We start from the raw sequence: 26,193 nt of genomic DNA, 5'->3' as shown, positions 1-26,193 counted from the left end.
GAGAGGAACAAAGGTTATTGATAGATAATTGCTGTAATGTATTAAAGACTGTTAATCTTATTGTTTTGTATTAACAGTCTTTTTTTATTCAGTACAATCTTCATTCGGAAGATCATGAATTTTCAACATTATCATTTTTAATCCAACATGAAATGAACTCAGACAGTTCATCATATAACAGGTCGTAATCTGTTGTGTATAAAAAATCATCTGAGATTTCATATTTAAAAAATACAGGTTCACAGATATTCAGCATGTTCAATGCAAAAGGTCTTAGTTCTTCATCTGCCATCATGGTATCAAATTCATAACTGACAACTTTGAAAATACAATCAAATTTGGAGAAGTAAAGTCCCTCAAATAAGATTGAATCAGCAATTTTTTCACATTCCTCTTGTGGGTTTCCGCCGGACAATGCTCCTTCATATGCATTAAATGCCCATTGAGAACGCTGATTAATAAATTTGTTGTTGTAGGCTTTTTCGGGAAAACTTGTGTTTAATAATTCCTGAAGTCTTAACTTAAAATAAGACACATTTTTTTGTATATCCATAGCATAAAATATTAATGATTCTAATTAATGAATAAACTTAATACAGTAATAAGTTGAAGTTTTTGATTTGACTGGGTTTGGCTCCAAATGGCCTTCAATGGCTTAGTTGAATCATTTTTAACTGCTGCAAAGTCATGATGGCATAAGGAAAGCTGTCAGATACGGAATCTATAAAAACGTGTTGTGAGTAAAAGACCTATTGAAAGAATTTAGAAAAACTTGCTTGTCGAGTCTTATTATGCGGAATTTGATAAGATACCATTTCTCGATTTTTTTATCCTTGCTCGAAGGTAGGTATCAAAAGATGGATTATTCTATAGTATATTTTATCCATCTCAGTTCGTGGTATATGCATTGCGCACTGCATATATACGAACTAAAAAAATTAATTTTGAATTTTCCATTGCCCGCCGTTTTTAGGGGGCGGATCTGTTATAATGTTTCCATTTTCATCATATTCACTTTGAAATGACGTTTGTTGCACACTGTCTGCATGCTTTTTAATTTCTTTCCCCATGATTTTTGTGCTGTTCATTTGCTCATCATAGTATTGCTCATCTTCCTGTTGTCTACAGGAGTTCATAAAAACAATTCCCGCCAAAATTGGAATTATTGAGATAATTTTTTTCATTGTAGTTGGTTTTAAAAATTATCCAGGTCCCGGACATTAATAGAATTCTGACGACGAAATTATAGGTCTGAGCGGTGGTAGAAAACTGTTACCTGCGCTCATTCAGGAATGCGCACGTGCTAATTCACCAATTGACACAGCATATTAAATGCTAATGATATTGGTTATGTGATGGTTAGTTGGTAATAGTAGCATTACTGATGACCGTAGTCGTAATTGGGGGAATTTTTATAAATTTAAAGGTAAACTTACCAAATCACATGAAAACCAAGGCCTGCTATTATACTATTATCCTATTAACCCTGTTTAGTCAGTGCCTTTTTGCGCAAAAGAATGAAAAATACAGCGATTATTATCTGATCAGAAGAAATTATGAGGGGCTCACAGAAAATGACGCGAGCGCAAAACCTTTTATTGAAAAATATATTGCTAAGGCTAAGAGGGAGAAGGACTATCAAAGACTTGTGCGGGGATATCTTGACGCAATACTATATTCACCCGCTCCTAATGATAAACTTAAATTTGCAGATAGTACAATATGGGCATCGAAAATGACTGGAAACAATGAACAAATTAGTTCCGCTTATCTTGAGAAAGGTGTGGTGTACTATTTCCAGTTTAAGAAATATAAATTGGCTTTAGACGAGTACCTTAAAGCTTATAAGTATTCGAGAAATGGCAAAGATAAATTTTATCAAAATCGATTATCTTACCTTATTGGGGTAGTAAAGAGCTATTGTGGTTATTACGAGGATGCTATAGAATATTTTAAGACGACAAGTGCTTTTTTTCAAACAGAAACAAAAAAAGAGATGCACCCAAACATCCTATATGCCAATGTTAGGGGATATTATAATAGTGTTCATCAAATGGCAGTCTGCTACCGGAATCTTGGAAATTATGAAGCTGCAGACTCCCTTATTTGTATTGGTCTTTCTGGTACCTCCGGAAGTAAGGAGTATATGCAGGAATATAGTTATTTCCTGAAGGAAAAAGGAATTGATGAATACAGGAAAAAGCGATACCAGAGTGCTATATCTTCACTAAGATCATCCATTGGATCAATAGATGCAGTGAATGATTTTGCTGGAGTAACAGTCTGTTACTCTTATCTTGGCAAATCCTATCTTGCTTTGGGTAATAATGCTGTTGCGGTGGCTTATTTCCAGAAGGTTGATTCAGTGTTTCAAAAACACACTTTCATATTACCTGAACTGAGGGATAATTATGAACTACTGATTGACCATTATAAAAAGGAAAACAATATACGAAAAGAGCTCTATTATTCGGAACAGCTACTAAAAGCTGATAATGTTTTAAACAAAGATTTTACGTACTTATCATCTAAGATTCATAAAGAATATGATACAAAAACGCTGACTGACGAAGTGGTTAGACTTAATAACGAAAAATCTAGGGGTTTTTGGATGAGTATAATTATTGCTGTCTTAGCATTGTTTACTCTGATTTTAATCATCATAATACACAAAAGAAAAGAAAAAAAGATTCAAAAAAGTTATAAAGCATTAGAACACATAATCCTCAATAATAATTTGTTCTTATCATCACAAAAACCTTTAAAAGAAAAGGAACAGGATACCCAGGATATCGAGGAAAACATTAAGCATGAAATTTTAATCAAATTGGAAAAGTTTGAAAAGGATATTGAATTTATAGAAGTTGGGTTAACAATTTCTAAATTAGCAACTAAGTTTGGCACCAATTCCAACTATCTATCTCAAATAATCAATGAGTATAAAGGCAAGAATTTTAATTCCTATCTTAAACATTTGAGAATTGGCTATATCACTCATAAACTTTATACAGACCGAAAATTTCTGACCTACAAAGTCGAAACCCTCGCCGAAAAATGTGGTATTGCCTCCCGATCTAATTTCTCAAAAATCTTCCAGGAAATAAACGGTATCCGTCCAATAGATTTTATAAAAAATCGACAAAAAGATTTAAACATGCTTACTAACGAGGATATTGAACCTTCCGACCAAGCAGATTAAACAAACCTTTCATCTTTTTTTGACCATCATAATTCATGTTCTTTTTTATATAATAATTGAGCTTATGAAAAATAATCTGTAATTTTATATTACTTGACCCCTGAATGATGATGAACTCGGATAATATGACGCAGGATTTTTTGGCGCTGAAATTTGCAGAAGGGGATCGTCATGCATTTAGCGAAATCTTCCATAAATTCCAACCCGCCCTTGTTTTTTTTGCCAATAGGATGATCTTTCGTTATCACCTCAACGATGCTGAAGAAATCGTGCAGGACATCTTCGTAAAGCTGTACGATAAAAGAGCGTCTTTTAAAACATTCGAGAGTGTAAAAGCTTTTCTCTATATATCTGCAAAAAATGCCTGCCTGAACAGGATTGAAAAAGAGAAAGTTCGTCTTCGTCGATATGACCACTATATAGCAGCATTTGATGAATCCGAAGATAAAATTTTGAACGATATGATCTATTCTGAAGTGGTTCGCGAAATCAGTTCTGAAATTGATTTACTCCCAACAAAATGTAGACAGATTATGAAGCAGTTTTTTGAACAAGATAGGAGTACAAAAGAAATTGCAGAAGATCTTGAAATAACTGTAAGTACTGTGAAAGCTCAAAAAGCCAGAGCGATTTCTATATTAAAAAAGAGGCTCAGTGGCGCTGGAATCGCATTTTTGTTAATTAATTTATAATTTTTCAAGTTTCTTTTAGTCCAACGATACCCTTTTCCTGTTTCTATATAAAAAAGGAACAATGAATAGGCAAGATATCAACAATAGTTTCGAGATTATTAAGATACTCAAAAAGGTTCTTCAGGAAATTCCCCTGACGGACAATGAGAAGTCTACACTTGATAATTGGTTACAAAGGGACGAAACCAACCGCACTTTTTTTGAAAATTTGAAAGATGAGGAGACTCTTGCTGACGCAATTAAAGAGCTGTTTCCTACCAATACAGATTCCCAGTTTAAACTTGTTGAAAAAAAAATCAAACAAAAAAGAAGAATTAAGCTTATTCGAGTTGCTGGAATTGCGGCAAGCCTTGTTATAGCGTTCGGTACTGGCACTTGGCTTTATATCAATCATACTAATGAAACACATCAAACTCCTGTTATTGCTCTTGATGATATTCTTCCAGGTTCAAATAAGGCAACAATTAAACTTTCCACAGGGCAATCCATCAATCTAGATGATCATCAGGGAATACGCATTAATGATTCTGGGTTTTCCTATGACGACGGAACGAGTGTTCTTAATACCACCAACGCTGAATATGCAACATTAATAACTCCACGAGGTGGACAATATCAGATTACCCTTTCTGATGGAACGAAAGTATGGCTTAATGCTAATTCGTCGCTTGAATATCCATTGGTTTTCAAAGGCAAACAGAGAGAAGTAAAGCTCAAAGGGGAAGGATATTTTGAAGTTGCCCATAACCCAGCAAATCCTTTTATTGTCAAAACAGATATGCAGCAGATCAAAGTGTTGGGAACAGTATTCAATTTACGCGCTTATTCCGAAGTACAATTCACAACATTAATACGCGGTAGTGTCGCCGTAAGATTAAACCGTTCCGAAATACCTGAAATTTTGAAACCTGGTCAACAGGCAATTGTCGAAGATCATGCCGTTTTGGTACATAAAATTGATGTAAATGAGTATATCGGCTGGAAAGACGGTATGATTACAGGAACAAGCGTAGGTCTTGAAGATATTGGCAGCGACATAGAAAATTGGTATGATGTAGATTTTATCTACCCAAGAAACTTTAAAAACTGCGAAAAGGCATATATCAATATCAGCAAAAGTGAAAAGCTTTCATCGGTGCTGAAAGCGATAGAAAATACTTATGGTGTCAAAGCCGAAATTCGGGGAAGGGAGGTATTCATCAGGTAAAGACGTTTCATATGTGTTTATGCCCGTAGTACTTTAAAAAGATACCGTCCCGACTGGAACTCGGGACGGCTACGGGTTAAATTTGATTTTATAAAAGCTATTAACTAACCCTAACTCAAATGTAATGAATAATACCATTATCGACAATGGTAAACTGCGGTCTATTCGCATAATTGATCGTCAGTACCTTGTCACACACTCGAAAAATAGACAAGCCATGAGAACGGCAATCTTCTATATTTTTTTACTGATATTCTTAGCTTGTACTAAGGTAACAGCACAGAAGATTGTTCTGATCTCGAAAGACACACCATTTAAAACTGTAATTCAACAGGTACAGAAGCAATCGGGATATTCGTTTGCAATAAACGATAGACACATGCGGCTTGCTAAAACGGTTACTATTTCCGCACACAATAAAGACCTGAAAGAAGTTCTGAATGAAATTTTTAAAGGCCAACCTTTTGATTATATCATTGACGGAAAAGTAATCATTTCTGTAGATAGGAGTAAAGGAAAGGAACCCCAATCTAAAACTTCTGCCGAGAAAGAACAGGAACTTATAAAGGGAAAGGTAAGTAATGAAAAAGGAGAAGCACTTGCCGGGGCATCTGTTAGGATCAAAGGAACAGCATTAGATTTTTTTACGGATGCAAACGGAACGTTTGAAATTCCTGCAAAGTATAATAATGCAATATTGGAGGTCTCATATATTGGATATGCAAAAACTGAAGTGCATGCAAGCGAGTCTGCCGCAATTTTTTTGAATCCTTCCAATAATACCATCGATATCGTAGATGTCGTATCTACTGGATACCAAAATATTCCCAAAGAGCGGGCAACAGGGTCATTCGTCCAAATAGATAATCAACTACTAAATAGGAGGGTAAGTGCAAATATTCTCGATCGTTTAGATGGTGTTACCAGCGGCTTGAGTTTTAGTAAAGCTTCAAGTTCCACAGGGCTTTTGCCTTCAAATTCTAAAACTGGTATTTCCATAAGAGGAACAAGTACGATTGACACCAAAGTAAGCGCTGATCCATTGATAGTATTAGATAATTTTCCATACGAAGGCAATATCGATAATATAAACCCGAACGATATTGAAAGCATAACTGTGCTTAAAGATGCAGCGGCTGCATCAATTTGGGGTGCAAAATCTGGAAATGGCGTTATTGTAATCACAACAAAAAAGGGTAAAATAGATCAGCCTTTAAGTATTGAATTTAATTCAAATTTTACGATGGGGGAAAAACCAAATTTAAAATACTCCCGAAACTATATTCAATCTGCTGATTACTTAGACATAGAAAAATATCTTTTTGACCAAGGTTACTACGATTCTGATATTACAAATACCATGACTTATCCTGCGTTATCGGGAGGTGTAGAGATCTATTCAAAACAAAAGTTGGGGATTATCACTGATAAGGAGGCAAATGACCAATTATCCATATTGAGGAATTTGGACGTTCGTGATGAAATTTCAAAATATTTTTATCAGAAAAGCTTTAATCAGCAATATGCATTAAATCTGCGGGGAGGTACACAAAAAGCAACCTACGCCTTGACATTTGGTATTGATAAAAATAGAAACTATATGGTTAATAGTGACTATAATAGGACTAGCTTCAGCTCTACCAATACATTCAGACCTATAAAGAATTTAGAGTTGTCTGCTGGTATTATCTATAATCGGACAAATAATGTTCTTGGATCAGGTTACAGCTCTAATTTGCCTTATAACAGATTGGCAGATCCAAACGGTAACCCATTGAGTGTTCCTTACGTTTATGCTGATTCTTATAAAAGAACAATGGAAAATCTGGGCTTTTTAGATTGGTCATATCGACCGTTAGAGGAGAGAGCGCTTTCGAAGAATAAAACAACCTACAGTAATGTATTATTAAAAGCTGGTGCAACCTATACATTTACAAATTTCCTGAAAACTCAGATTCAATACCAAATGGAAAATGAGACTGGTAAAAACTCTAATTTCAATAGCTTACAGAGCTATTATGCCAGAAATCTTATCAATACTTTTACTCAATATGATAAAACTAATAAAGCATTATCATATCCATTTCCCAAAGGTGGTATTCTTGGAAATGTAGATATGGAAACCAAAGCAAATTCATTTAGATGGCAGTTAAATTATGATCAAAGTTTTAAAGATAAACATGAAATTAATGCTATTGCAGGAACTGAAATCCGTCAGGTAGTTACGAAGTCCAGCACAAATATGCTTTATGGATATGACAATGAATTGGGAATTCCAGTCACAAATTTAAATTATGATACTTATTATAGTATTAATCCAGAAGCTTATGGAACTCGATTGCTCCCATCTCCTGACGGCGATGTTGATCCAACAGAATTTACAAATCGTTTTGTTTCTTATTTTGCAAATGCATCATATGTTTATGATAAAAGATATATCGTTTCATTGAGTGGTAGAAAAGATGGCGCTAATATTTTTGGTGTCAACGTAAACGATAAAGTAACGCCGCTGTGGTCTGCCGGTTTAGCATGGAATATCAGCAATGAGTCATTCTATCATTTTAAACTTTTGCCTTATCTAAAATTGCGTAGCACCTACGGATTTAATGGTAATGTATATAACGCATCTGCATATCTAACAGCAGAGTATTCTACCAGTCCTTTAACACGTGCCAGGATAGCCACAATTAAGAGTCCCCCAAATCCAGAACTTCGCTGGGAGAAAATCAAAAACTTAAATTTTGCAATTGATTTTGCTTCAAAGAATAATCGAGTTATCGGCACAATTGAATGGTTTGATAAAATTGGTGATGATCTTATCCAAAACACAATTCTGGCTCCTTCAACGGGATTTACAAGTTATAAGGCAAATTCCGCACAAGTAGAAACGAAAGGTTGGGAAGTAAATATTACCTCGCAGAATATAAAAGGAAAGTTTAATTGGACAACTAATTTTATATTTAATTATATCAAAGATAAGGTCAAAAAATATGATCTAAAGTATTCAAATGGTGAATTAGCTTTATATAATTCTCTTTTAGCCTTTAATGGGGGGATTTTTCCTGTAGAAGGAAATTCTTTATTTGGCCTGTATTCTTATAAATCGGCTGGGCTTGATCCAACAAATGGAGACCCACAGGGTTATCATAATGGTGAAATTTCAAAAGACTATGTGAATTTAATCAATTCCAACGATAATAGCCTTCTTATTTATCACGGGTCGTCAAGACCAACTACTTTAGGCTCGTTTAGGAATACGTTTTCTTATGGTGATTTCTCCATTTCAGCGAATATAATATATAAACTGAATTACCATTTCCGCAAAATTTCTTCTAATACAAATTATATGGAAACGTTAGGTTTTGTGAATAGTGATTATAGTTCTCGCTGGCAAGTGCCAGGGGATGAGATTAAAACGAGCGTTCCTTCCTTAATTTATAGTACCAATACTAATAGAAATAGCTTTTATCAAAGTTCTGAGGTACTCGTTGAAAAAGGGGATCATATTCGATTACAGGATATTTCGCTTGCATATAATTTTTCTAATAATTGGTGCTCTTCGATTGGCTTAAGATCTTTACAATTGTACAGCTATATTAATAACATAGGCATCTTATGGAGAACAAATAAATCAGGTATTGATCCTGATTTCAACCAAAATCTTTTCTCAGGTTATACAGGAAATATTGTTTTACCTCGAACTTATGCTTTAGGCATTCGGGCGAACTTTTAATCTTTCTATATGAAAACTTTAAAATTAATCTTACTTATGGCTGTTTCAATTGTTAGCTGTAAAAAACAAGATGAATGGCTAGATAAGAAATCGAGTAAATCAGATGTTGTACCCTCAACTTTGGATGACTTTCAGGCAATATTGGATAACACTGATATTATGAACGATTATTACCCCTACTTGGGACAAGTTAGCGCAGATAACTATACAATAAGTGACCCTTCATATAATTCTATTAAGGATTACAAAGTAAGAAATCTTTATTCATGGCAATCGGACATATATGAGGGCTCAATTACAACTTCTACTAGAGAATGGTCAGCTCCATATGAAATTATTTCGTATACTAATATAGCACTAGAAGGTTTAAATAAAATAAGTATTACTGAAAGTAACCTAAATAGGTGGAATAATATAAAGGGTTCTGCTTTATTTTTTAGAGCTTATGCTTTTTATAACCTTGCCCAATTATTCTGCAAGCCATATGATTCAACAACTACTGCGATTGACCTTGGAATTCCCCTAAGACTCAATTCTGACGTTAATGTAGTTTCTGTTCGATCAACTATAAAAGGCACATATGATCAAATTATTAATGATTTGTTGCAAGCGGAATCGTTATTGCCGGATATGGGGCAATATAAAACAAGGCCTTCAAAAGCAGCGGTTTATGCTTTACTTGCTAAAACTTATCTAATAATGGGTGATTATCAGGATTCAAAAAAGTATGTAGAAATGGCTTTAAAAATAGATGATACACTAATTGATTATAATGATTTAAGCACTTCTAAGACCTATTCTTTACCAAATTTTAAAACTGGTAATCCTGAAGTATTATTTTTCTCTTTTGCGAATGGTTATTCAGTAGTAAATTCACGAGCAAATCAAATTGTTTCTTCAGAATTATATAAGTCTTATGATGATGGTGATTTAAGAAAGAATATCTTTTACCGTGGATCATTTCCAAATATTTCATTTACGGGGAACCAAACTGGAAATGGGGGGAATTTTTCTGGATTGGCAACTAACGAGCTTTACCTGATAAAGGCCGAGTGTCTGTTCAGACTTGGAAATATTACTAATGGATTGGAATTCTTGGATCGTTTATTACGGAAACGGTGGAATAAGAAGCTAATTTATAAACCCTGCTTAGCAAAAAATGAAGATGAAGCATTGAAATTAATTATTTCCGAAAGACGTAAAGAACTACCTTTTACTTCAAATCTCCGTTGGGAGGATCTCAGGAGGTTTAATAAGGATAGTAGGTTTGCAATTGCATTAACAAAAATAATAAATGGAAAAAGCTATACCTTACCTCCAAACGACCCTAGATACGTCTTTCCGATTCCGCCTATAGAAATTCTAAAGTCAAATATTCAACAAAATATACGCTAAAGATGAAAAAGTTTATTTACTTAATAATCGCCATTTGTACTTTAAATTTCGTATTCGCAAAATACAAAGTAAAACCGATTTATATTGATGTTATTTATTCCGGCGTGCAAAAAGATACATTAACAATTGAATATCAACATAACGGTACATCACTTTCCGCTTTGGAAAAAGTTAAACTGAATGATCCTGAGCTCAATAATCATTTTGAAGTAAATCCGGGACTACAGGATAAGATAGTCTATTTGACTATTGGAGGTAAGAAAGAATATCTTATAATTCAATATTTAGCAGAACCAGGAGATAGTATTCAAATTTATGTGACCTCTGAAAAATTAAAATTTAGGGGTAGAGGTTCAGAAAAATACCAGTGTAGGTATGAAATGGATAAAATTAATAATATTTTTCCTTGGGAAAGTGTACGAGTAAAATACAATTTAAATAATGGTGAATCAGTCTTAGACTCTTTGTATTATACAAATTACATTCCAGATAGCTTTAGTATTCTCAACCGTCAATATGCAGCTTCAAAATGCAGTCAAGAAGTATTGAATTGGTATAAAGGTAGGCTATCGGAATTTATCTATACTCTATTGCTTGCTAATTTACTAGCAGATACCGAAGAGAAAATTTGGAGAAACTTTACATCATGCTTTACTAAGTTTGATTCGTCCGCTGATCTAGTTCAAAAAAAAGATATTAGAGATTCCTTAATGAACATTTATCTGAATAGAAATAGTCCAGGTTTTAATATGATTTCAGATTCTGTATTGGCTTATTCACACAAGTATTTAGCATACGTATCTAAAAAAACTTCACGCAAGAAGCACGGGTTTGGTGAAGCATTAGCATTTCGGAACGATTCTCTTTTGTTAAAGTCTGAGGTGGAAACTTTAGCTGAAAATTATAAGGGAAAATTACGAGATAAAATCATAACTCAATTTTTACTCACCAACTTCACGGATTTACCAAATATATCAAGTCTTATTAGACAAGCTCAAAAAATTGTTATTGATCCTGAGTGTAAAAGATTGCTGGTTTCTTTAAGTCTCACGAATACGCAAGGAAGTAAAGCCTTTGCATTCAACTTACCAGACTTTAGTGGCAAGATCAGGACATTGGACGAGTTTAGGGGTAAGGTTATAATTATGGATTTTTGGTTCACTGGTTGTGGAAGTTGTAGAGTAATGGCGGAAAATTTAAAGCCGATTGTGGAACATTTTAAAAATAATAATAATATTGTTTTTATAAGTGTTAGTGCCGACGAAAATATTAATACTTGGCGCAACAGCATTATTAAAGAGATTTACACTAATAAATACTCGATCGACCTTTTTACACAAGGAGAGGGTACAAGTCATCCAATTATAAAAAATTATAAAATAGAAAGCTATCCTACTTTATTAATGATCGGAAAAGACGGTAAGATCATTACAACTTCAATTTTACAACCAAAAACTGAAAGGGACAAGCAAAAACTAATATCATTCATCGAAAAGTATATTTAACAAAAAATTGGATTGATTCCTTGTCAATCCAATTTTTGAAACCTTAATTTAAATCAAATTTGTTTACGAAAGAAAATTTGGATCATTTTTTTATTGATTAAGATCTTTCTCAATACTTTTTTTGATAATAAAAAAGTGTAAAATATTCCATAATATAGGATTTTATGGCTTGTAAAATAAATGTATCGGGTAAAGCACGCTCAACCCGATACTCATGAAAAATTATGATAAGATTTTAAGGTTCATATCGCGCATCCATGCGATTAGGTGTAAAATTATCCGGATTTTCATATTGATTTGGATGTTCAGGTGTTGTGGCCGAGCCTACCTTGGTATAATCACAAATGCTACCTGCTTCATCCCTACATAGTCCTCCGTCTTTAAGCTCCCATGTATCTCCATTCAATACATATTCTCCAGCGATATTATTGTTTGCTGTAAATGCACTCCCTACAGCAAATACAACAGCTGTAGCTAATAATAATTTGAAATTTTTCATAATAAAAAAAGTTTAAATTTGGTGCTTACTCTATTTGAAGGTTTTCAGCTTCCCCTTATTTTGGACCCGATAATTTTGATTCACTTAGACTGATCTTAATTATGGTATTTGATTATATGTAAAGTGTTCATGTTCAGTTTTTTTTGATAATCTAATGGAAATGTAAGTGATCACAACAAAGAATAGATTAAATATCAGGTGCTGTGGCCAGGTAAGATGTTTTATCACTCCTCCACAACTGCACGGAACATATGCGAAGATGTGAAACAATACAAGGGCGGTATAAAGCGTAAAGAGGCTCATTAAAATAAATGAAGCGTATAATCCTAATAGCCTAGTTTTGTCGAATAGGAGGGTTGCGACAATAACTATTTCTGTTAGTGGAATCAACCATCGTAATACCGGTGTTAAACCATTCGGAAATGGTTGATTATTCAAGTCATTTGTAAATCCTTTAAAATCTACAAATTTGCTAACTCCCGTATATAAAAATAATATGACCAATAGGAGTACAACAATTTCAATAATCAATCGCTTGTTTTTCATGGTTTAGTTTTTTTGTTGTTACATTTCGAAAGATTTTGATTTTAATTATTTTCTTTCAACTTGATTTTAAAAACAGAGATGCTATAAAATCCCATCATGAACAAGACAAAAGTAAAGTTGTAATGCGTTATAAAACAATGTTTTATGGTGCTAATTCGCGAATTAGCACCGATGTGTTTAATCTGATGCTTATTAATATTAGTTTTTAATTGCTACTAAAATTTCATCAGAAATAAAAAATGGTGACTTTTTTGCCACCAATTCTATTTAATTTTTTACCTTTTTTTCTTTTTTACAAATTCAAATGAAGTTTTTCCGCTATCATCAAGCACGATATATGCATCAAACTTATTTCCTGCTCGACTTTTCAGACCTTTAAGAAGTGATGTCTTTTTATTTTTTACGAGGTTCTCAATTTCTTTATCGTTGAGTGGTACTTCACATATTATGCGGAACTGAAACCAACCGCAGCTGTTATCAGGGCACTTAACCGCGTTATTATTGAAAATTAATTTATGATCCTTGCATTTAGGACACGCTAAATCTGGTATAATAGATTTTATATTTGCTTCAAGGAGTTCTTCAGTGATATTATGCGCATATGCTTCCATTTTCTTTTGAAAAATTTCAGCTCTTAAGGTTTCATTTTCAATTCCTTGAAATGCAAGTTCCCATTCAGCAGTCATAGAAACATTTGAGATCTTTTTATCCTTTACAAGTTCATAAACCTGAATGCCTTTTTCCGTGGGAATGAGATTTTTCTTTTGTCTTATTATATAATTTCTGTCAAATAATACTTCAATGATAGCGGCTCTCGTAGCGGGAGTTCCAATACCAATTTGATCTAGCGACTTTCTTTCCTCTTCGTCTTCAATTTGCTTACCCGCTGTTTCCATCGCAGATAAGAGACCTGCTTCTGTAAATAGGGCAGGAGGACGGGTTTTTTTCTCTACAATATTTGAATCATTAATTTTTAATATTTCCCCTTCTTTTAAAGTGGGAATCTCAATTGGGGCTTCTTCATTCTTATCTTCATCATAAAAATGATTTTTGATTGCACGCCATCCTGGATCTATAATTTGGCAACCTTTTACTCCGAATTCATAATGCAGGAGTTCAAGTTTGATATCTGTTATTTCTTTTATGCAGTGGTGGGAAATTGCTTCTAACAACCTAATTGCAATCATGTCATATATTGCATTTTCTTTGTTAGAAAGGGCTGATGGAAGCTTGTCGGTGATCAATAGGGCGTGGTGATCTGTAACTTTTAAGTCATTGACAATTCTTTTATTGAAACGGCCCCATTTAATGTGGCTTATACGTTGCTTGAAATCTACCCTTTTTTCTAAAGTCCTAACTAATTCCGGGAGTTCAGGCCAAATATCATTTGAAATATACTTGCTACCAGTTCTTGGGTAGGTTATGAATTTCTTTTCGTAAAGTGCTTGTGCTATGGAGAGCGTTTCCTCAGCTGTCATATCCAGTTTTTTATTCGCTTCTTTTTGCAGTGAAGTAAGATCAAACAACAATGGTGGTTGTTCATTGACTATTTTGGAGATAGTAGAAACGACTGTGGCATTTCCCGATCGTTGAATCGATTTTAAAATTTCACTGGCTTTAGTTTTATCAGCCCATTTTTTTTGGGATAAACTTGAGAAGTTTATCCCATCCTTACAGTATTTAGCTTCAATTTGCCAATATGTTTCAATATTGAAATTCTTATTATCAAAATATCTTTTACAGATCAAACTAAGAGTAGGAGTTTGAACTCTGCCTAAAGAATAGATTCCATTTCCTGCCTGAATGGAGAGAGCTTGGGTAGCATTTATCCCTACGATCCAGTCAGCTCGGCTACGGGCCTGTGCAGCTTGAAATAAACCATCAAAATCATTTCCAGGTTTTAAGTCTGAAAACCCTTGATTTATGGCTTTCTCTGTTAGAGAGCTAATCCACAGTCGCTCAAATGGCTTCTCACAGTTTAAATAATTGTATATATATCGAAAAATAAGTTCCCCTTCTCTTCCTGCGTCTGTAGCGACTATGATACTTGTACTAAGTTTAAAAACCTGTTCTATAACTTTTAATTGTTTTAATGCGCCTGGATCGTCAAGATATCCTTTATCTTTTTTTATTTTTCGTACGGTTAACAAAAATGGATCTGGTAAAATCGGTAGGGCTCCCCGTTGGAAACCCGTTATTCCATAATCTGATGGCATACCCAAGGTCACTAGATGGCCAATCGCCCAGGTAACATAATATCCATTCCCCATAAGATACCCATCTTTTTTTTCGTCAGCTCCTAAAAGACTGGCAATTTCACGGGCTACACTTGGTTTTTCAGCTATTATTGCTTTCATACTTTAAAATTTTTAAGATTATACTTTTCGCCCTTTCCTTCTCGAAGTGGTTGAATTTTCATTTTGCTTCTGTTGCTGTTTCCTATTTACAGGTGTTGTCTGTCCAGATTTTAGAGGTTCCTTAAGGTTTTTTGTAGCTTCATTTGTCTTTCCTTCGGTATTCACAGCCACCTGTGTTTTGTGTCCTTCTGCAGGTGTAGCATGCTCTTTAATTTTATTCGGGTTTCTAAAGTTGAAATCCATTGTATGGGTTTCCTTATTAAATGAAACATATCCTGGATACTCTTTACCAGCTGCGTCTTTGAAATCGGAAATATATATAGTGTGACCTGTTGAGAGTTTAGTATATTGGTCATAAGTAAACTCTTTTCTCCTGAAGACCTTTGGAATTTCCCTGTTTTCAGTTTCAGTATGTTCTTGATTTAAACTGTTTGCATTTCCTTTATTAAATTGAAATTCTATATGACCTTTAAATGCATTGAATTGAATTTCTCCATTGAATAAGGTGTCTTTTTTGGACAGCATACCTTCGAGGTACAAAGGTTTGCCCTCCAGTAGTACGTTTTTTTGTTCTGGCGAAAGGGTAATACCTTTGATAACATCGTCTATACGGATGTCGGCAGTAGGATAGGATATGAATTGTTTTGTTGCCCTATCCAGGCTGATTAAATGGGGTATTTTTTTATTGTCCTCCATTTCTAAATTCACTGTCCGTCCCATATTTCCTGTTTGGAGTAAATTTGCTTTATCTTCTGCGGTGAATTCATGCCCATGAAATTTCTCATCCCAGTTAATCTCTTTTTTGACACAGAGCATTTTAAATTCTGCATTGCCATCTTTGCCCTGTTCAAGCCAGAGCTTTGCTTCAGTTGCAAATTCTTGATTGCCAACTTTCAGTGAGATTGGAAGGAGATCATTGGTTTTATAACCTTTCAAAAGAGAATCAAGTAGATTACTTTTCTCAAATTCTTCACGTGTCCATCCGAGATCGTTCAGTGATTTCCAGTCGATCTTGTCTACAGAATAACGATTGCTATTCTCAGTACTGTTTTGTTGTGTTGCCATAGTTTGTTGATTATTTTGCGGGTTGGCGATTGCATTTAGTCCTTTGATTAGTTCTTCACCCTTAACAGTAGCCGTATTGACGAACTGTTGCATTTTTCGGGCTATTGCAACCGCTGTTTTTATTGGTACTTTAAAAAAATTAAAACGTGTGGGATCATCAAGCTGACTAAAGAAATTTTTAAAAAAATTGGAAAGAAAATCATCATTCTTATTTAATTTTAAAAATGAATTTTGATATTTCTTAATTGGTTCAACAGTCTCCAGATCGCCTTTTTCCGGATCTGAACCTCCTTTGTTTTTTTTAATTCCTTTTACTGCCCTGATCTTATTTTTCTCTTTATCTAATACCAAGAGTGTATCAGATAGCTCTTCAGGTTGTCCTGGATTTTCTTTTTCAATGGTGCTCATAGCTAAAGTATTTATTGTTATATCAAACAAATTATTTTATATAGCAATGCTGTAGGGCAAATTGGAAGTTGAAGGCATCATTTGTCGCTACTTTTCCTGGTCTGTTTATTTGGAGAGTTAAAAGAATCGCGGATGAACTGGTGTACATCGGATAGTTTATAATAGAGCTTTCCGCTGATTGTATAATATGATAGTTTGCCCTCCGACCTATATCGCTGTAATGATCGGTTGCTGATCTTTAACATATGTAATAAGTCCTGGTTGTCTAATAATTCTTCACCATCAATAGCACTTTTACCTCTTTTGATCTCTCTCACATTTTCTGAAATCAGGTCGAAACGATCCATAATACGTTCCATCCATGCGATAAATTCCATTCTGTCTATGTTCATAGCATTACTTTTTGATTATCATTTTTATTTATTAACCAAGGTCGCTGGCAAAGTCTGTTTATACTCAGATGCTTGATCTGATTGCTTAATTTTGCTTACATTTTCCTTTCATGCTTTTGTAGATCCTTAAGACTTTCTAACATAAATGCCGCTATACAAAATTGAAATGTTTCAAAGAGTTTGTTTTCCGATATCTGTCTATCAAAAAGGTATTTTTTATCTATTTTTTATAATTGCGTTAACTTGTTGTTATATAGGTTGTTATTGGTGTTTGGCTATTTTTTTAGTTGTATCCACACCTGTTTTACCCATAGACACATATAGGCAGACAAAAAAAATAACAGCATTGGGAATGCTGTTATAATTTGATGATAAAGAAGAACTAATTAAAAGCTATCTTCCTTATCCATATATTCTTCTAGTGTGTGTTTTAGTTGGTCAATAAATAATGTTCTGGAGCCTGATCGGGCCTTCATTCGATGAAAGCTATTGTGTAAATCATTAAGAGAAATTCCGAATAACATTTGAAATACTCCGCTGATTTTTCGAATGCCTAATTTTCCATGAGAAATGGCATCGGCTGCATGCAGAGCGTAAATCAATTCGATTAGGGCATTCTTTGTATGCGTCCAAAGAATATCTTTTGCCTCACCGACTTGTAATAAAACTTCGTAATTGTCTTCAGGATTCAACCTTCTTTGGATGTAATTATATAGAAGCTCATCGGCATGAATATGCGCTACTTTATAATCGTAGTAAGTGGAAGATTGCGGATCAATCTCAAAAACATAACTATTAAGCCCCTCCAGAATATCGATTTGTCCTAATCTAAAGTACTTTTCATCCAGGTCTGTCCGACCAGATTTAATATATCTGAAAAAATCTGAGTCAATAAAACGCTCTTTGAATTCATAATTGAGTTTTTCCTGTTCTTCCTCAAAATATCTTATGTAGATATCGCCCCCTTTAGCGGGGCAGGAAGTTTCGATCCTATAAACTTTATTATAAAAGATTAGCCTTCCGAGTATTAAGGGTTTTATATTCTTAAAGTAAACAATCTCTTCATTCTTGTCCTTAAATCCTCTTTCAAAAACTTGGTTTTTTGCTTCGTTTAAAAGCTCTTTTAAAACAATAGTCATCTGGTATGCTTCTTCAATTACCTTTTCTTTATTTAGCGTAATGTTTTGTTCTTGATTTTCAATACGTTTTACAAAAGTCTTATAAATTGATTCTATCATGTTAAAAATATATTTAAAAGGTTCTTTAACTATCAGGTCCAGTGATATCAGTATCTTAAAAATAGAATATTTTTTTACCTTACCGCTAGATTTATTGTATTTGCTTGTTATTTATTCAATACGTAATTTAATTGCTAATAAAATTCAGATTAAATATTCTTATTGGATAAAATTGTTTGAATATTTATAATTTGATTGTAAGGCAATTTAAATTAATGTTAGATATAAAATATTGCAAAACAATTTTCGCACATGCTTAATCAATATTTGCCCGTGAGACCTAGATAATCTTAGTAAGAAAATCACTAACAGTATGTTATATATATACTTAGGCATAGTTGAAACGCTAAGATTGACAATTTAAGGCCTATTCGATTATAATTTTAACTATATAGTTAATTAATTATTAAATTAAAGGTGGCGGAAAAAACTTTAGAAAGTAAGATTATGAATGGAATAATAGCGCTGGATCTTTTCAACTTCCTAACTATGGATGAATTAAAAATAGATAAGCAGTAATGATCAACATCATTTCTGCTTACCTATTTTTCTTGCTATTTCTCGTGCTTTTTCGTTGATATCATCGATAGTCTTGTTTTTGCCTTCTTGAATCCACTCAATTAGCTCCAGTTTCGAAAAATGAAGTCGATTTCCTTTCTTATAAAAGGGAACCTCCCGAAGACTCACCTTTGAATAAAGCGTAGCAAGAGATATCTTAAGTATTTCACATGCCTCATTTGCGCCGATGAAATCCATTTCCGGTGCCTCTTTTTGAATGCGATCTATCAAAATGTCCTCAATGATATCTAATCTTTCGTCAATTCTTTTTAGAATGTTTGGGATCTGGTCAAATGTATATCTCATAATTTGTTTTTTCAATTTTATGAAATAGCAACCAATGATTTCTAGATTGGCATTCGATGTCGTATTTAGGCTTTAATTGGCATAGTTATAACTTTTTAAAAACTCTTTTTAAGGATTACTATTATGCATTTTCTATTCTGTTGCGTCGTCAGGCTTTTGCCTTTTAGCAATCTCTTTACTAATATCATAGAAATTGATTTTAATCTTTTCGGATGCTTTCTTTTTTAGACTATCCACTATTTTAGCATATATCTGCGTAGTTTTTATATCCTTATGCCCTAATAATTTGGAAACTGTGTAAATTTCTGTACCCGCAGCTATTTGAAGTGTGGCAAATGTGTGTCTGAATCCATGAAAAGTAAAATGCTTCTTTATTCCTGCATTGAGCAGCCATTTTTTTAAGGCATGCACAGTTTGATCATACTTTAGTCCATCAAAAACTTTTGCTTCCGGTTCTCCAGGATGTCCCAATAATTTAATGGTTTGGTCAGACACAGGATAATATTCGGCGCTACCAGTTTTTTCTTGATTATAAAGGATATAATAGTTCCCTTCGGAGCCATGGATTTCTTTCCATAATAATGTTTCAACATCAGAATAACGAAAACCTGTCGTAGCAGAAAACAAACCAGCTTTTTTAACTATTTCATTTGGACAATATGCATTTGCCAAGCTATCCAACTCTTCCATAAATAAGAAAGGTCTATGTGTTTCCTGTGGGCTTATGCTTTCTATAATTGATGCTAAGTTCGTCGGAATGTAACGCTTTTTAAATGCTTCTTGTAATGTAAGCTTAAATCTTCCAAAATACGCAACAGCTGTATTTTTTTTAATTTTAATTTTGGATCTTCCTAGAGAAGGTCCATCTAGTAGATAGTCTGCATATTCTTCACACAAGGTCTCATTTAGTTCTGTAAATGGGACTTTTGAACCGGCAAATGATTTGAAATATCGTACAGACATCTGCCAGTTATAGCAATTTTTTCTTTTTTCAGCTTGCTCTTCAAAAAAATCAACAAAGTTTGATTTCATGTTTGATTCTGAAATGAAATCGAATTTTCTATTCTGTAAATCAATTTGCCGTTGAGCTCTAATATGTTCGGCTAATTTTAGCGTTTCCTTATTTAGTTCTCTACCGACTGAAGTCTTAGCACTATTATCTATATAAAGCTTTAAATATTGTTTTCGTTGCATTATACCCGTTTTAGGATTGTAAATCGGGGGATAAATCTCCAAATATAAAGATTGTCTATTGTTGGAAATAGTCTTCCTTCTTAATCTAACCTTTGTCATAATATTGAATTTTCGAGTTAATATTAACATTGATAAAATGCATCAAGTATTTTATGTACTGGAAGGCATTATTTGGCTGAGTAATGCCAATTATCATGATGTTTTAAACTATCCGCAATACTCGTTTAGCAGTATTTTATTTAAAATTGGCTCTATTAGATTTTTAGGAATGTAAACGAACTTACCTTTTTGGAATTTTGGAATGTTATGCCTTATGATTAGGCTACGTAGTGAGGTTTCGGAAAGCTTATAATCATTGAGGATTTGTCCGATTGTAAAGCAATTTTTCAACGGAGTATTTTCAATTTCAACTCCAGTAGCTGGAATAGTGTCTTCAACTTTTTCCGGCACAACGAATAGTAAGTCTATATCTCTCTTTAGTATGCGGATTCTTCTGCTTGACAAATTCGCTGATGGGAGTCTTCCAGATTTGACTAATCTGTAAATGGTGCGGCGGTCACAATTCAATAGGACTGCTGCCTGTTGTACTGTTAAATAATCAAGTGTTTTAAGCTCAAAGTAGGAAGCTAGGTTTTGTTCTGATTTAGTTTCTTTTGCTGTGGTTTGCTGATCGGAATTGCTTTGCTGAATCTTTAGTTCCCTGGCATTCGCTTTGTAAGCTCGCTGCGCGCACTTAAGGTTACAGTATTTTGTTACTGTCGTACGGGCAATAAATTCTTGTCTGCAATGGAGACAAATCTTCTTAATTTTGATGTTTGAACTCATAATATCATATTTTTGGGAGATCAAACACACTTTACAGTACAATAAGGTACGATAAGGTACAATTAAGTACAATAAGTTACATTAGAGTACCTTAAGTGACATAATCTCTCCCGAGTTTAAAAAAATAAAATATTATTAACTAGAGGGGCAAATAGGGGGCAAATTGTTGCAAAACAAACCAAAATCACGCAAACTCTTACAAAATTGGTATTTTTGTAATGTGTTGATATGTAGCTTGTTGGTTTGTTTTACTTTGTTCTATTTTACCTATTTACTTGCCGATACAAAACTTCGAAAAAATATTATCCAGTAAATCGTCTGTTGACACAGTTCCCGTGATCTCACCAAGGTGATATAGCGCCTGACGGATATCCATCGCCAAAAAATCCGACGTGACCGGATTATCAATGCCGAAAAGTACGCGCTCAAGTGAGTCAGATGTTTTCTGCAAAGCTTCGACATGTCGGATATTAGTGACCATGACATCCTCTGTATTCAAATTTCCGAGCTGCACTCTATTGATAAGTTCTTCTTTTAATTCTTCAACACCGATTTGCTCTTTAGCCGAAATATAAAGGGGATTCAGTGAAGCGTATTCATCTTTTTGCTGGTCAGATAATAGATCAGCCTTATTGATGATGGTCAAAAATGGAATTTGAAGGTTTTGAATTTCCTGCAACTGTGATTGCACTTCGTCTACTTTGTCCTGTAGCGGATCAAAGAGATAAATAATAAGTCTCGCTTGCTTCATTTTTGCACGGGTGCGCTCAACTCCCTTTGCTTCAATAATATCTGCGGTCTCACGAATACCTGCGGTATCAATAAATCGAAAGGTCACCCCATGGATATTAATTTCATCTTCGATGGTATCACGTGTAGTACCTGCAATGTCCGACACGATAGCCCGCTCTTCATTTAAAAAAGCATTTAATAAGGTTGATTTGCCTACATTTGGCTTACCGGCAATGACCACGGGAACGCCATTTTTTAACACATTTCCCTGTTCAAAAGATAGAATCAATTTTTGTACAATTACCTTAATTTTATTGATTAAATTCTTTAGCTGGTCTCTATTAGCAAATTCTACATCTTCCTCCGAAAAATCCAATTCGAGCTCAATGAGGGAGGCAAAATGAATCAAGTCTTCGCGAAGGGATTTAAGTTGATTGGAAAATCCACCCCGCATTTGTTGCATGGCTATTTGATGTGATGCTGCGGAATTGGAGGCAATCAAATCAGCGACAGCTTCGGCTTGTGAAAGATCCATTCCGCCATTTAGGAAGGCACGAAGCGTGAATTCGCCAGCTCGGGCTGCCCGGGCGCCTTGTTTGATAAGCAAATGAATAACACGCTCAATAATGTATTTGGAATTATGCGTAGATATTTCTACTGAATTTTCTTTGGTGTAGGAATTGGGCGCGACAAATAAGGATACCAGTACCTCATCAATAATCTCATCACCGTCACGGATGGTTCCAAAATGAATCGTGTGGGAGGCTTGCTGACTGAGGTCTTTACCCTTGAAAATGGCATTGGTAATTTTAATTGCTTGTTGACCTGAAACGCGAATTACAGCAATCGCACCATTAGCTCCGGAGGGTGTCGCCAATGCGACAATCGTATCTTCAGTAATATAACCTGTATTGGACATGTTGCAAAGATACGTTAAATTGACTGGAATGAGAACGGATTCATATCCGGACAAATTAATTTTATGGGGATCAATTAAACCTTTGTTCAAACACGAAAGTCATACCAATAGAAACGCTTATAAAAAAGTGAAAAAATAGGCGATAGGGTACTTGATTTACAAATTTAATTGTGTTGTTATGAAAAAGATATTATACTTCGCATTGGCAATAGGAGGACTTGCTTTGATAACTCCGAAAGAATCGTCAGCTCAACACCGCGGAAATGATAGAGAATGGAAGCATGATAAAGAGTATAGAAAATACGAGGAAAAAAGGGATAAGGAAGAACGCAAATATTGGGAAAAAAGAGAAAAGGAAGAGCGGAAGTACTACAATAAAGTAGCCAAGAATTACCGCAAAGGATACCGACATGGACCTCCAGCATGGGCGAGGGCACATCGATATGATAATAGACACCACGTTTACTTTAGGGATTATAAAACATTCTACGACCCTTATAGAAATGGATATGTTTATATGAGAAATGGACAATGGAGTTTTTCTGCAAGTGTACCTTCTTTTATGTTGAATGTTAACCTGGGTGCAGCTAATATACGCGTGGTAAAAGATGTGCCTATCAGCAGACACCCCGAAGATTTTTACGATGACTACCGTTGGGATTAAAAATATAATTTATCTTGTTGTTTAAGCTTAAAAGCCTCACTCTTGACAGAAATGAGGCTTTTATTTGTGCCATTAATCTTCTTCGAAGCTGACTTTACCCACTTCCAAAGATTTTATGCGTGCTAAAGATTCTATTCGGATATCGGATAATTCCCGTAATCTTTTGCCTCCTTCCTGAAAGGACTTTTCAATAATAAAGCCCATACCCAATAATGTTGCGCCAGACTGTTGGATGAGATCTAATATGCCAAATGCTGCATTGCCATTGGCTAGAAAATCGTCAATAAAGAGCACTTTGTCATCCGCCGCGAGAAACTCTCTGCTTACACATATATCGTAGGTTCGGTTTTTAGTAAAAGAATGTACTTCACTAACATACATATCGCCCATAGTCTTGGGCTTAGCCTTTTTGACAAAAACAACAGGGAGTTCCAAGAGGTATCCCAACATAATAGCCGGTGCGATGCCACTGGCCTCAATCGTTATGATCTTGTTGATGGGTAGATCTGCAAAACGACGGACAAATTCTACCGCAATAGACTTCATCAACACGGGATCCATCTGGTGGTTGATGAAATTATCTACTTTGAGTATGCCCCCAGCGAGGCTTTTGCCGTCATTAAGGATTCTATCCTTTAATAATTTCATGTGATACTTTTTATTGATAATTGCGAAAATACATTAAAGTAGGAGTGATTGAGATCAATCGGTCTCCATCTGATATAGATTATTGAATTCTTCCTGATGATGTTCGAGAATGACTTTACGTTTCATTTTTAATGTCGGCGTCAGTTCGCCATTTTCAATCGTGAATTCATCTCTTAGAATAATAGGTTTTTTGATTTGTTCCCAGTTGCCGAAATGCTGATTGGCGCGACGCACTTCCTGATTCACCTTTTTGATAATGACTGGATTTGTCAGAAAGTCCTCTTTGGTCATATCGGCGAGTTCAGGTGCGTCATTTTTGGCCCAATCCAATAAGTGAGCGTAATTGGGCACAATAAAGGCAGAGGCGAATTTCATGCCATCACCGATAACCATGGCCTGTTCAATAAATTTGGATTCGACAAGTTTTGTTTCAATAGGTTGTGGAATCACATACTTGCCACCGGATATTTTGAACATTTCTTTTTTGCGGTCTATGATTTTCAGGAATTTCTCGTCTTCCCATTTGCCGATATCGCCGGTATGCAACCATCCATCAATAATGGTTTTGTCAGTCTCAGCTTTATTTTTGTAATATCCTATCATCACATTGGGTCCTTTGACCAATATCTCGCCGTCCTCCGCGAGTTTGATTTCTACAAAGCGCACGGGTAGCCCGACTGTACCAATACGGACTCCTTTCATGTAATGGTTGACAGAGATCAAAGGCGAGGCTTCGGTCATGCCATATCCTTCGTATAGCGGAATACCTGCCGCCAAAAACGCTCTTGTCAGCCTGTTATGTAATGATGCTGATCCTGAGGCGACAGTCAAGAGTTCGCCACCGAGTGCTTCATACCATTTATTGAGCACAAGTTGTTTGGCTAGTTTAAGCTTCATTGTATAAGCGAAACTTCTTTTTGCGGGATTCGGATCATATTCTTCTGCAACGGTTACCGCCCAATCAAATATTTTTCTTTTGAATCCGGTGAGTTCATGTCCCGTTTTCATGATTTTTTCATAAACCTTCTCAAGAATACGGGGAACCACAGTCATGATATGCGGTTTTATTTCTTTTAAATTATCACCAATTTTGTCAAAAGATTCGGCAATATGTATGGTAAAGCCTAAGTAGATGTAAGTATACAGTACCATTCGTTCGTAAGCATGACAGGGAGGTAGAAAAGTGAGACCCCGGTCGTATGCTTTACATGGAGTAATTTCAGCTGCACCAAGTACGTTCGAAAAAATATTATTATGGGAGAGCATGACACCTTTTGGCTTTCCTGTGGTGCCGGAGGTATAGATCAGTGTCGCCAAATCATCAGGCTTGATCTGATCACGCAATTGCGTTAATTTTTCATTTGGACAGTCGCCCCCTAGGTCGTTGAGCTCATTCCAGCTTCGTGTAGACTCCTGATCGGAAATACAGAAGATATATTTTAAGGTATAGATCGATGTGGTCAGGTTCATCAAACGGTCAAATAAGCCCTTATTGCTGACAATACAAACCCTGATTTCAGCATCATTAAAAATGTACTGATAGTCAGCGTCAGTAATATTGGGATAGATGGCGACAACTACTGCACCGATTTGTTGAATTGCGAAATCTATTATATGCCATTCAATACTGCTGCCCGCGATAAGACCAACCTTTTCGTTAGGTTTGACGCCAAGCTCAATCAGTCCTTTGGAAAGATTGTCTACTTTTTTAAGAAAATCAGCCGTTTTGATATAGTTCCACTTGCCATCCAGTTTATGTGCAAACATGTCAAGATCGGGATATTTGCTGATCTGATGACGGGCAAGATCAAATAATCTAAGTTTTTCCTCCATTTCAAATATATATACTTTGTATCCCGTGGGGACACCTTCTTCCTATGAACTTTATTTTAAGGGAAAAGTTTGCAAACATAAATAATTGTTTCAATAATTGGGAATCAAGTTGTAATTAGCACACTTCGATACGGTAGACTGGAAAGCAGCTCTATTTCAGCTATTCGCAAGCTCTTGGGAGTAAGGGAGCCGTGACGCTATCCGGATTTGCGAAATAACGAGGATCTATTGCAGGTTAAAAAAGGCAGAATTTAATGGGAAGCAGTAAAAGAAAAGCT

General features: G+C 34.9%; 20 protein-coding genes. 7 read left to right on the top strand and 13 right to left on the bottom strand.

The genetic code is table 11. The features are described 5' to 3' along the window. Positions 1-112 precede the first annotated feature (112 nt). Together G6053_RS16945 and G6053_RS16940 are read right to left on the bottom strand one after the other, a co-directional pair. Entirely contained in the window at positions 113-553 is a 441-nt protein-coding gene (locus tag G6053_RS16945; protein ID WP_165307359.1) for a DUF1896 family protein, read from the bottom strand. A gap of 385 nt (positions 554-938) precedes the next feature. Further along, positions 939-1,184 carry a hypothetical protein gene (locus G6053_RS16940; RefSeq protein WP_165307357.1) on the bottom strand — a complete coding sequence of 82 codons (246 nt, stop codon included), beginning with the start codon at positions 1,182-1,184 and terminating at the stop codon, positions 939-941. Between the two features lie 200 nt (positions 1,185-1,384). On the opposite strand from G6053_RS16940, the gene G6053_RS16935 reads away from it, so the two are divergent. The 6 genes from G6053_RS16935 (at position 1,385) to G6053_RS16910 (ending at position 11,731) form a co-directional block, all read left to right on the top strand. Beyond that, positions 1,385-3,199: an AraC family transcriptional regulator gene (locus G6053_RS16935; protein ID WP_165307355.1), complete on the top strand. Its 1,815-nt coding sequence runs from the start codon at positions 1,385-1,387 to the stop codon at positions 3,197-3,199. Between the two features lie 104 nt (positions 3,200-3,303). Next, positions 3,304-3,891, top strand: a complete 588-nt coding sequence (locus G6053_RS16930; RefSeq protein ID WP_165307354.1) for a sigma-70 family RNA polymerase sigma factor — start codon at positions 3,304-3,306, stop codon at positions 3,889-3,891. Between the two features lie 61 nt (positions 3,892-3,952). Next, positions 3,953-5,098 (top strand): FecR family protein, encoded by a 1,146-nt coding sequence (locus tag G6053_RS16925; protein ID WP_165307352.1) that lies wholly within the window; start codon positions 3,953-3,955, stop codon positions 5,096-5,098. 217 nt (positions 5,099-5,315) lie between these two features. Next, complete coding sequence (locus G6053_RS16920; RefSeq protein WP_165307350.1) at positions 5,316-8,831, top strand: SusC/RagA family TonB-linked outer membrane protein; 3,516 nt, start codon at positions 5,316-5,318, stop codon at positions 8,829-8,831. Between the two features lie 9 nt (positions 8,832-8,840). Next, complete coding sequence (locus tag G6053_RS16915; protein ID WP_165307348.1) at positions 8,841-10,226, top strand: RagB/SusD family nutrient uptake outer membrane protein; 1,386 nt, start codon at positions 8,841-8,843, stop codon at positions 10,224-10,226. Positions 10,227-10,228: 2 nt separating this feature from the next. After that, the gene (locus tag G6053_RS16910) at positions 10,229-11,731 is read left to right on the top strand and encodes a TlpA disulfide reductase family protein (RefSeq protein WP_165307340.1); all 1,503 of its coding nucleotides are present in this window, start codon (positions 10,229-10,231) and stop codon (positions 11,729-11,731) included. Between the two features lie 235 nt (positions 11,732-11,966). On the opposite strand, the gene G6053_RS16905 is transcribed toward G6053_RS16910, so the two are convergent. From G6053_RS16905 to mnmE, 9 genes are all read right to left on the bottom strand, one after another. Beyond that, positions 11,967-12,230, bottom strand: coding sequence for a DUF6520 family protein (locus G6053_RS16905; protein ID WP_165307337.1), 264 nt, complete (start codon positions 12,228-12,230; stop codon positions 11,967-11,969). Between the two features lie 821 nt (positions 12,231-13,051). Further along, positions 13,052-15,133 (bottom strand): type IA DNA topoisomerase, encoded by a 2,082-nt coding sequence (locus tag G6053_RS16900; RefSeq protein WP_165307335.1) that lies wholly within the window; start codon positions 15,131-15,133, stop codon positions 13,052-13,054. Between the two features lie 18 nt (positions 15,134-15,151). Further along, on the bottom strand, positions 15,152-16,606 hold the full coding sequence (locus G6053_RS16895) for a DUF3945 domain-containing protein (protein WP_165307333.1): 1,455 nt from the start codon (positions 16,604-16,606) through the stop codon (positions 15,152-15,154). Between the two features lie 77 nt (positions 16,607-16,683). Then, positions 16,684-16,998: a helix-turn-helix domain-containing protein gene (locus G6053_RS16890; protein ID WP_165307330.1), complete on the bottom strand. Its 315-nt coding sequence runs from the start codon at positions 16,996-16,998 to the stop codon at positions 16,684-16,686. A gap of 386 nt (positions 16,999-17,384) precedes the next feature. Then, the gene (locus G6053_RS16885) at positions 17,385-18,236 is read right to left on the bottom strand and encodes an RteC domain-containing protein (RefSeq protein WP_165307328.1); all 852 of its coding nucleotides are present in this window, start codon (positions 18,234-18,236) and stop codon (positions 17,385-17,387) included. A gap of 528 nt (positions 18,237-18,764) precedes the next feature. Continuing rightward, entirely contained in the window at positions 18,765-19,100 is a 336-nt protein-coding gene (locus tag G6053_RS16880; protein WP_165307326.1) for a helix-turn-helix domain-containing protein, read from the bottom strand. 132 nt (positions 19,101-19,232) lie between these two features. Further along, entirely contained in the window at positions 19,233-20,294 is a 1,062-nt protein-coding gene (locus tag G6053_RS16875; RefSeq protein WP_346774507.1) for a site-specific integrase, read from the bottom strand. Between the two features lie 207 nt (positions 20,295-20,501). Further along, positions 20,502-21,119: a helix-turn-helix domain-containing protein gene (locus G6053_RS16870; RefSeq protein WP_165307323.1), complete on the bottom strand. Its 618-nt coding sequence runs from the start codon at positions 21,117-21,119 to the stop codon at positions 20,502-20,504. A gap of 271 nt (positions 21,120-21,390) precedes the next feature. Continuing rightward, a complete protein-coding gene (gene mnmE, locus G6053_RS16865) occupies positions 21,391-22,770 on the bottom strand; it encodes a tRNA uridine-5-carboxymethylaminomethyl(34) synthesis GTPase MnmE (protein ID WP_108633654.1) in 1,380 nt (459 codons plus the stop codon). 178 nt (positions 22,771-22,948) lie between these two features. Here mnmE and G6053_RS16860 point away from each other — a divergent pair, with 178 nt between their 5' ends. Continuing rightward, complete coding sequence (locus tag G6053_RS16860; RefSeq protein WP_165307321.1) at positions 22,949-23,434, top strand: hypothetical protein; 486 nt, start codon at positions 22,949-22,951, stop codon at positions 23,432-23,434. A 72-nt stretch (positions 23,435-23,506) separates the two neighbouring features. On the opposite strand, the gene xpt is transcribed toward G6053_RS16860, so the two are convergent. Next, positions 23,507-24,082, bottom strand: a complete 576-nt coding sequence (xpt, locus tag G6053_RS16855; RefSeq protein ID WP_165307319.1) for a xanthine phosphoribosyltransferase — start codon at positions 24,080-24,082, stop codon at positions 23,507-23,509. Positions 24,083-24,136: 54 nt separating this feature from the next. After that, complete coding sequence (locus tag G6053_RS16850) at positions 24,137-25,915, bottom strand: AMP-dependent synthetase/ligase (RefSeq protein ID WP_165307317.1); 1,779 nt, start codon at positions 25,913-25,915, stop codon at positions 24,137-24,139. Between the last annotated feature and the right edge of the window lie 278 nt (positions 25,916-26,193).

This window comes from Sphingobacterium sp. DR205, assembly GCF_011064245.1.
GTDB lineage: Bacteria > Bacteroidota > Bacteroidia > Sphingobacteriales > Sphingobacteriaceae > Sphingobacterium > Sphingobacterium athyrii.
This window is presented reverse-complemented; position numbering and strand designations above follow the sequence as displayed.

What these genes read in the sequence shown, in the direction of transcription:
- G6053_RS16850 (WP_165307317.1), bottom strand. Translation starts at nt 25,915, where the DNA reads ATGGAGGAAAAACTTAGATTATTTGATCTTGCCCGTCATCAGATCAGC.
- G6053_RS16885 (WP_165307328.1), bottom strand. Translation starts at nt 18,236, where the DNA reads ATGATAGAATCAATTTATAAGACTTTTGTAAAACGTATTGAAAATCAA.
- G6053_RS16880 (WP_165307326.1), bottom strand. Translation starts at nt 19,100, where the DNA reads ATGAGATATACATTTGACCAGATCCCAAACATTCTAAAAAGAATTGAC.
- G6053_RS16900 (WP_165307335.1), bottom strand. Translation starts at nt 15,133, where the DNA reads ATGAAAGCAATAATAGCTGAAAAACCAAGTGTAGCCCGTGAAATTGCC.
- G6053_RS16860 (WP_165307321.1), top strand. Translation starts at nt 22,949, where the DNA reads ATGAAAAAGATATTATACTTCGCATTGGCAATAGGAGGACTTGCTTTG.
- G6053_RS16905 (WP_165307337.1), bottom strand. Translation starts at nt 12,230, where the DNA reads ATGAAAAATTTCAAATTATTATTAGCTACAGCTGTTGTATTTGCTGTA.
- G6053_RS16915 (WP_165307348.1), top strand. Translation starts at nt 8,841, where the DNA reads ATGAAAACTTTAAAATTAATCTTACTTATGGCTGTTTCAATTGTTAGC.
- G6053_RS16890 (WP_165307330.1), bottom strand. Translation starts at nt 16,998, where the DNA reads ATGAACATAGACAGAATGGAATTTATCGCATGGATGGAACGTATTATG.
- G6053_RS16910 (WP_165307340.1), top strand. Translation starts at nt 10,229, where the DNA reads ATGAAAAAGTTTATTTACTTAATAATCGCCATTTGTACTTTAAATTTC.
- G6053_RS16875 (WP_346774507.1), bottom strand. Translation starts at nt 20,294, where the DNA reads ATGCAACGAAAACAATATTTAAAGCTTTATATAGATAATAGTGCTAAG.
- G6053_RS16870 (WP_165307323.1), bottom strand. Translation starts at nt 21,119, where the DNA reads ATGAGTTCAAACATCAAAATTAAGAAGATTTGTCTCCATTGCAGACAA.
- mnmE (WP_108633654.1), bottom strand. Translation starts at nt 22,770, where the DNA reads ATGTCCAATACAGGTTATATTACTGAAGATACGATTGTCGCATTGGCG.
- G6053_RS16895 (WP_165307333.1), bottom strand. Translation starts at nt 16,606, where the DNA reads ATGAGCACCATTGAAAAAGAAAATCCAGGACAACCTGAAGAGCTATCT.
- G6053_RS16925 (WP_165307352.1), top strand. Translation starts at nt 3,953, where the DNA reads ATGAATAGGCAAGATATCAACAATAGTTTCGAGATTATTAAGATACTC.
- G6053_RS16930 (WP_165307354.1), top strand. Translation starts at nt 3,304, where the DNA reads ATGATGATGAACTCGGATAATATGACGCAGGATTTTTTGGCGCTGAAA.
- xpt (WP_165307319.1), bottom strand. Translation starts at nt 24,082, where the DNA reads ATGAAATTATTAAAGGATAGAATCCTTAATGACGGCAAAAGCCTCGCT.
- G6053_RS16940 (WP_165307357.1), bottom strand. Translation starts at nt 1,184, where the DNA reads ATGAAAAAAATTATCTCAATAATTCCAATTTTGGCGGGAATTGTTTTT.
- G6053_RS16935 (WP_165307355.1), top strand. Translation starts at nt 1,385, where the DNA reads ATGACCGTAGTCGTAATTGGGGGAATTTTTATAAATTTAAAGGTAAAC.
- G6053_RS16945 (WP_165307359.1), bottom strand. Translation starts at nt 553, where the DNA reads ATGGATATACAAAAAAATGTGTCTTATTTTAAGTTAAGACTTCAGGAA.
- G6053_RS16920 (WP_165307350.1), top strand. Translation starts at nt 5,316, where the DNA reads ATGAGAACGGCAATCTTCTATATTTTTTTACTGATATTCTTAGCTTGT.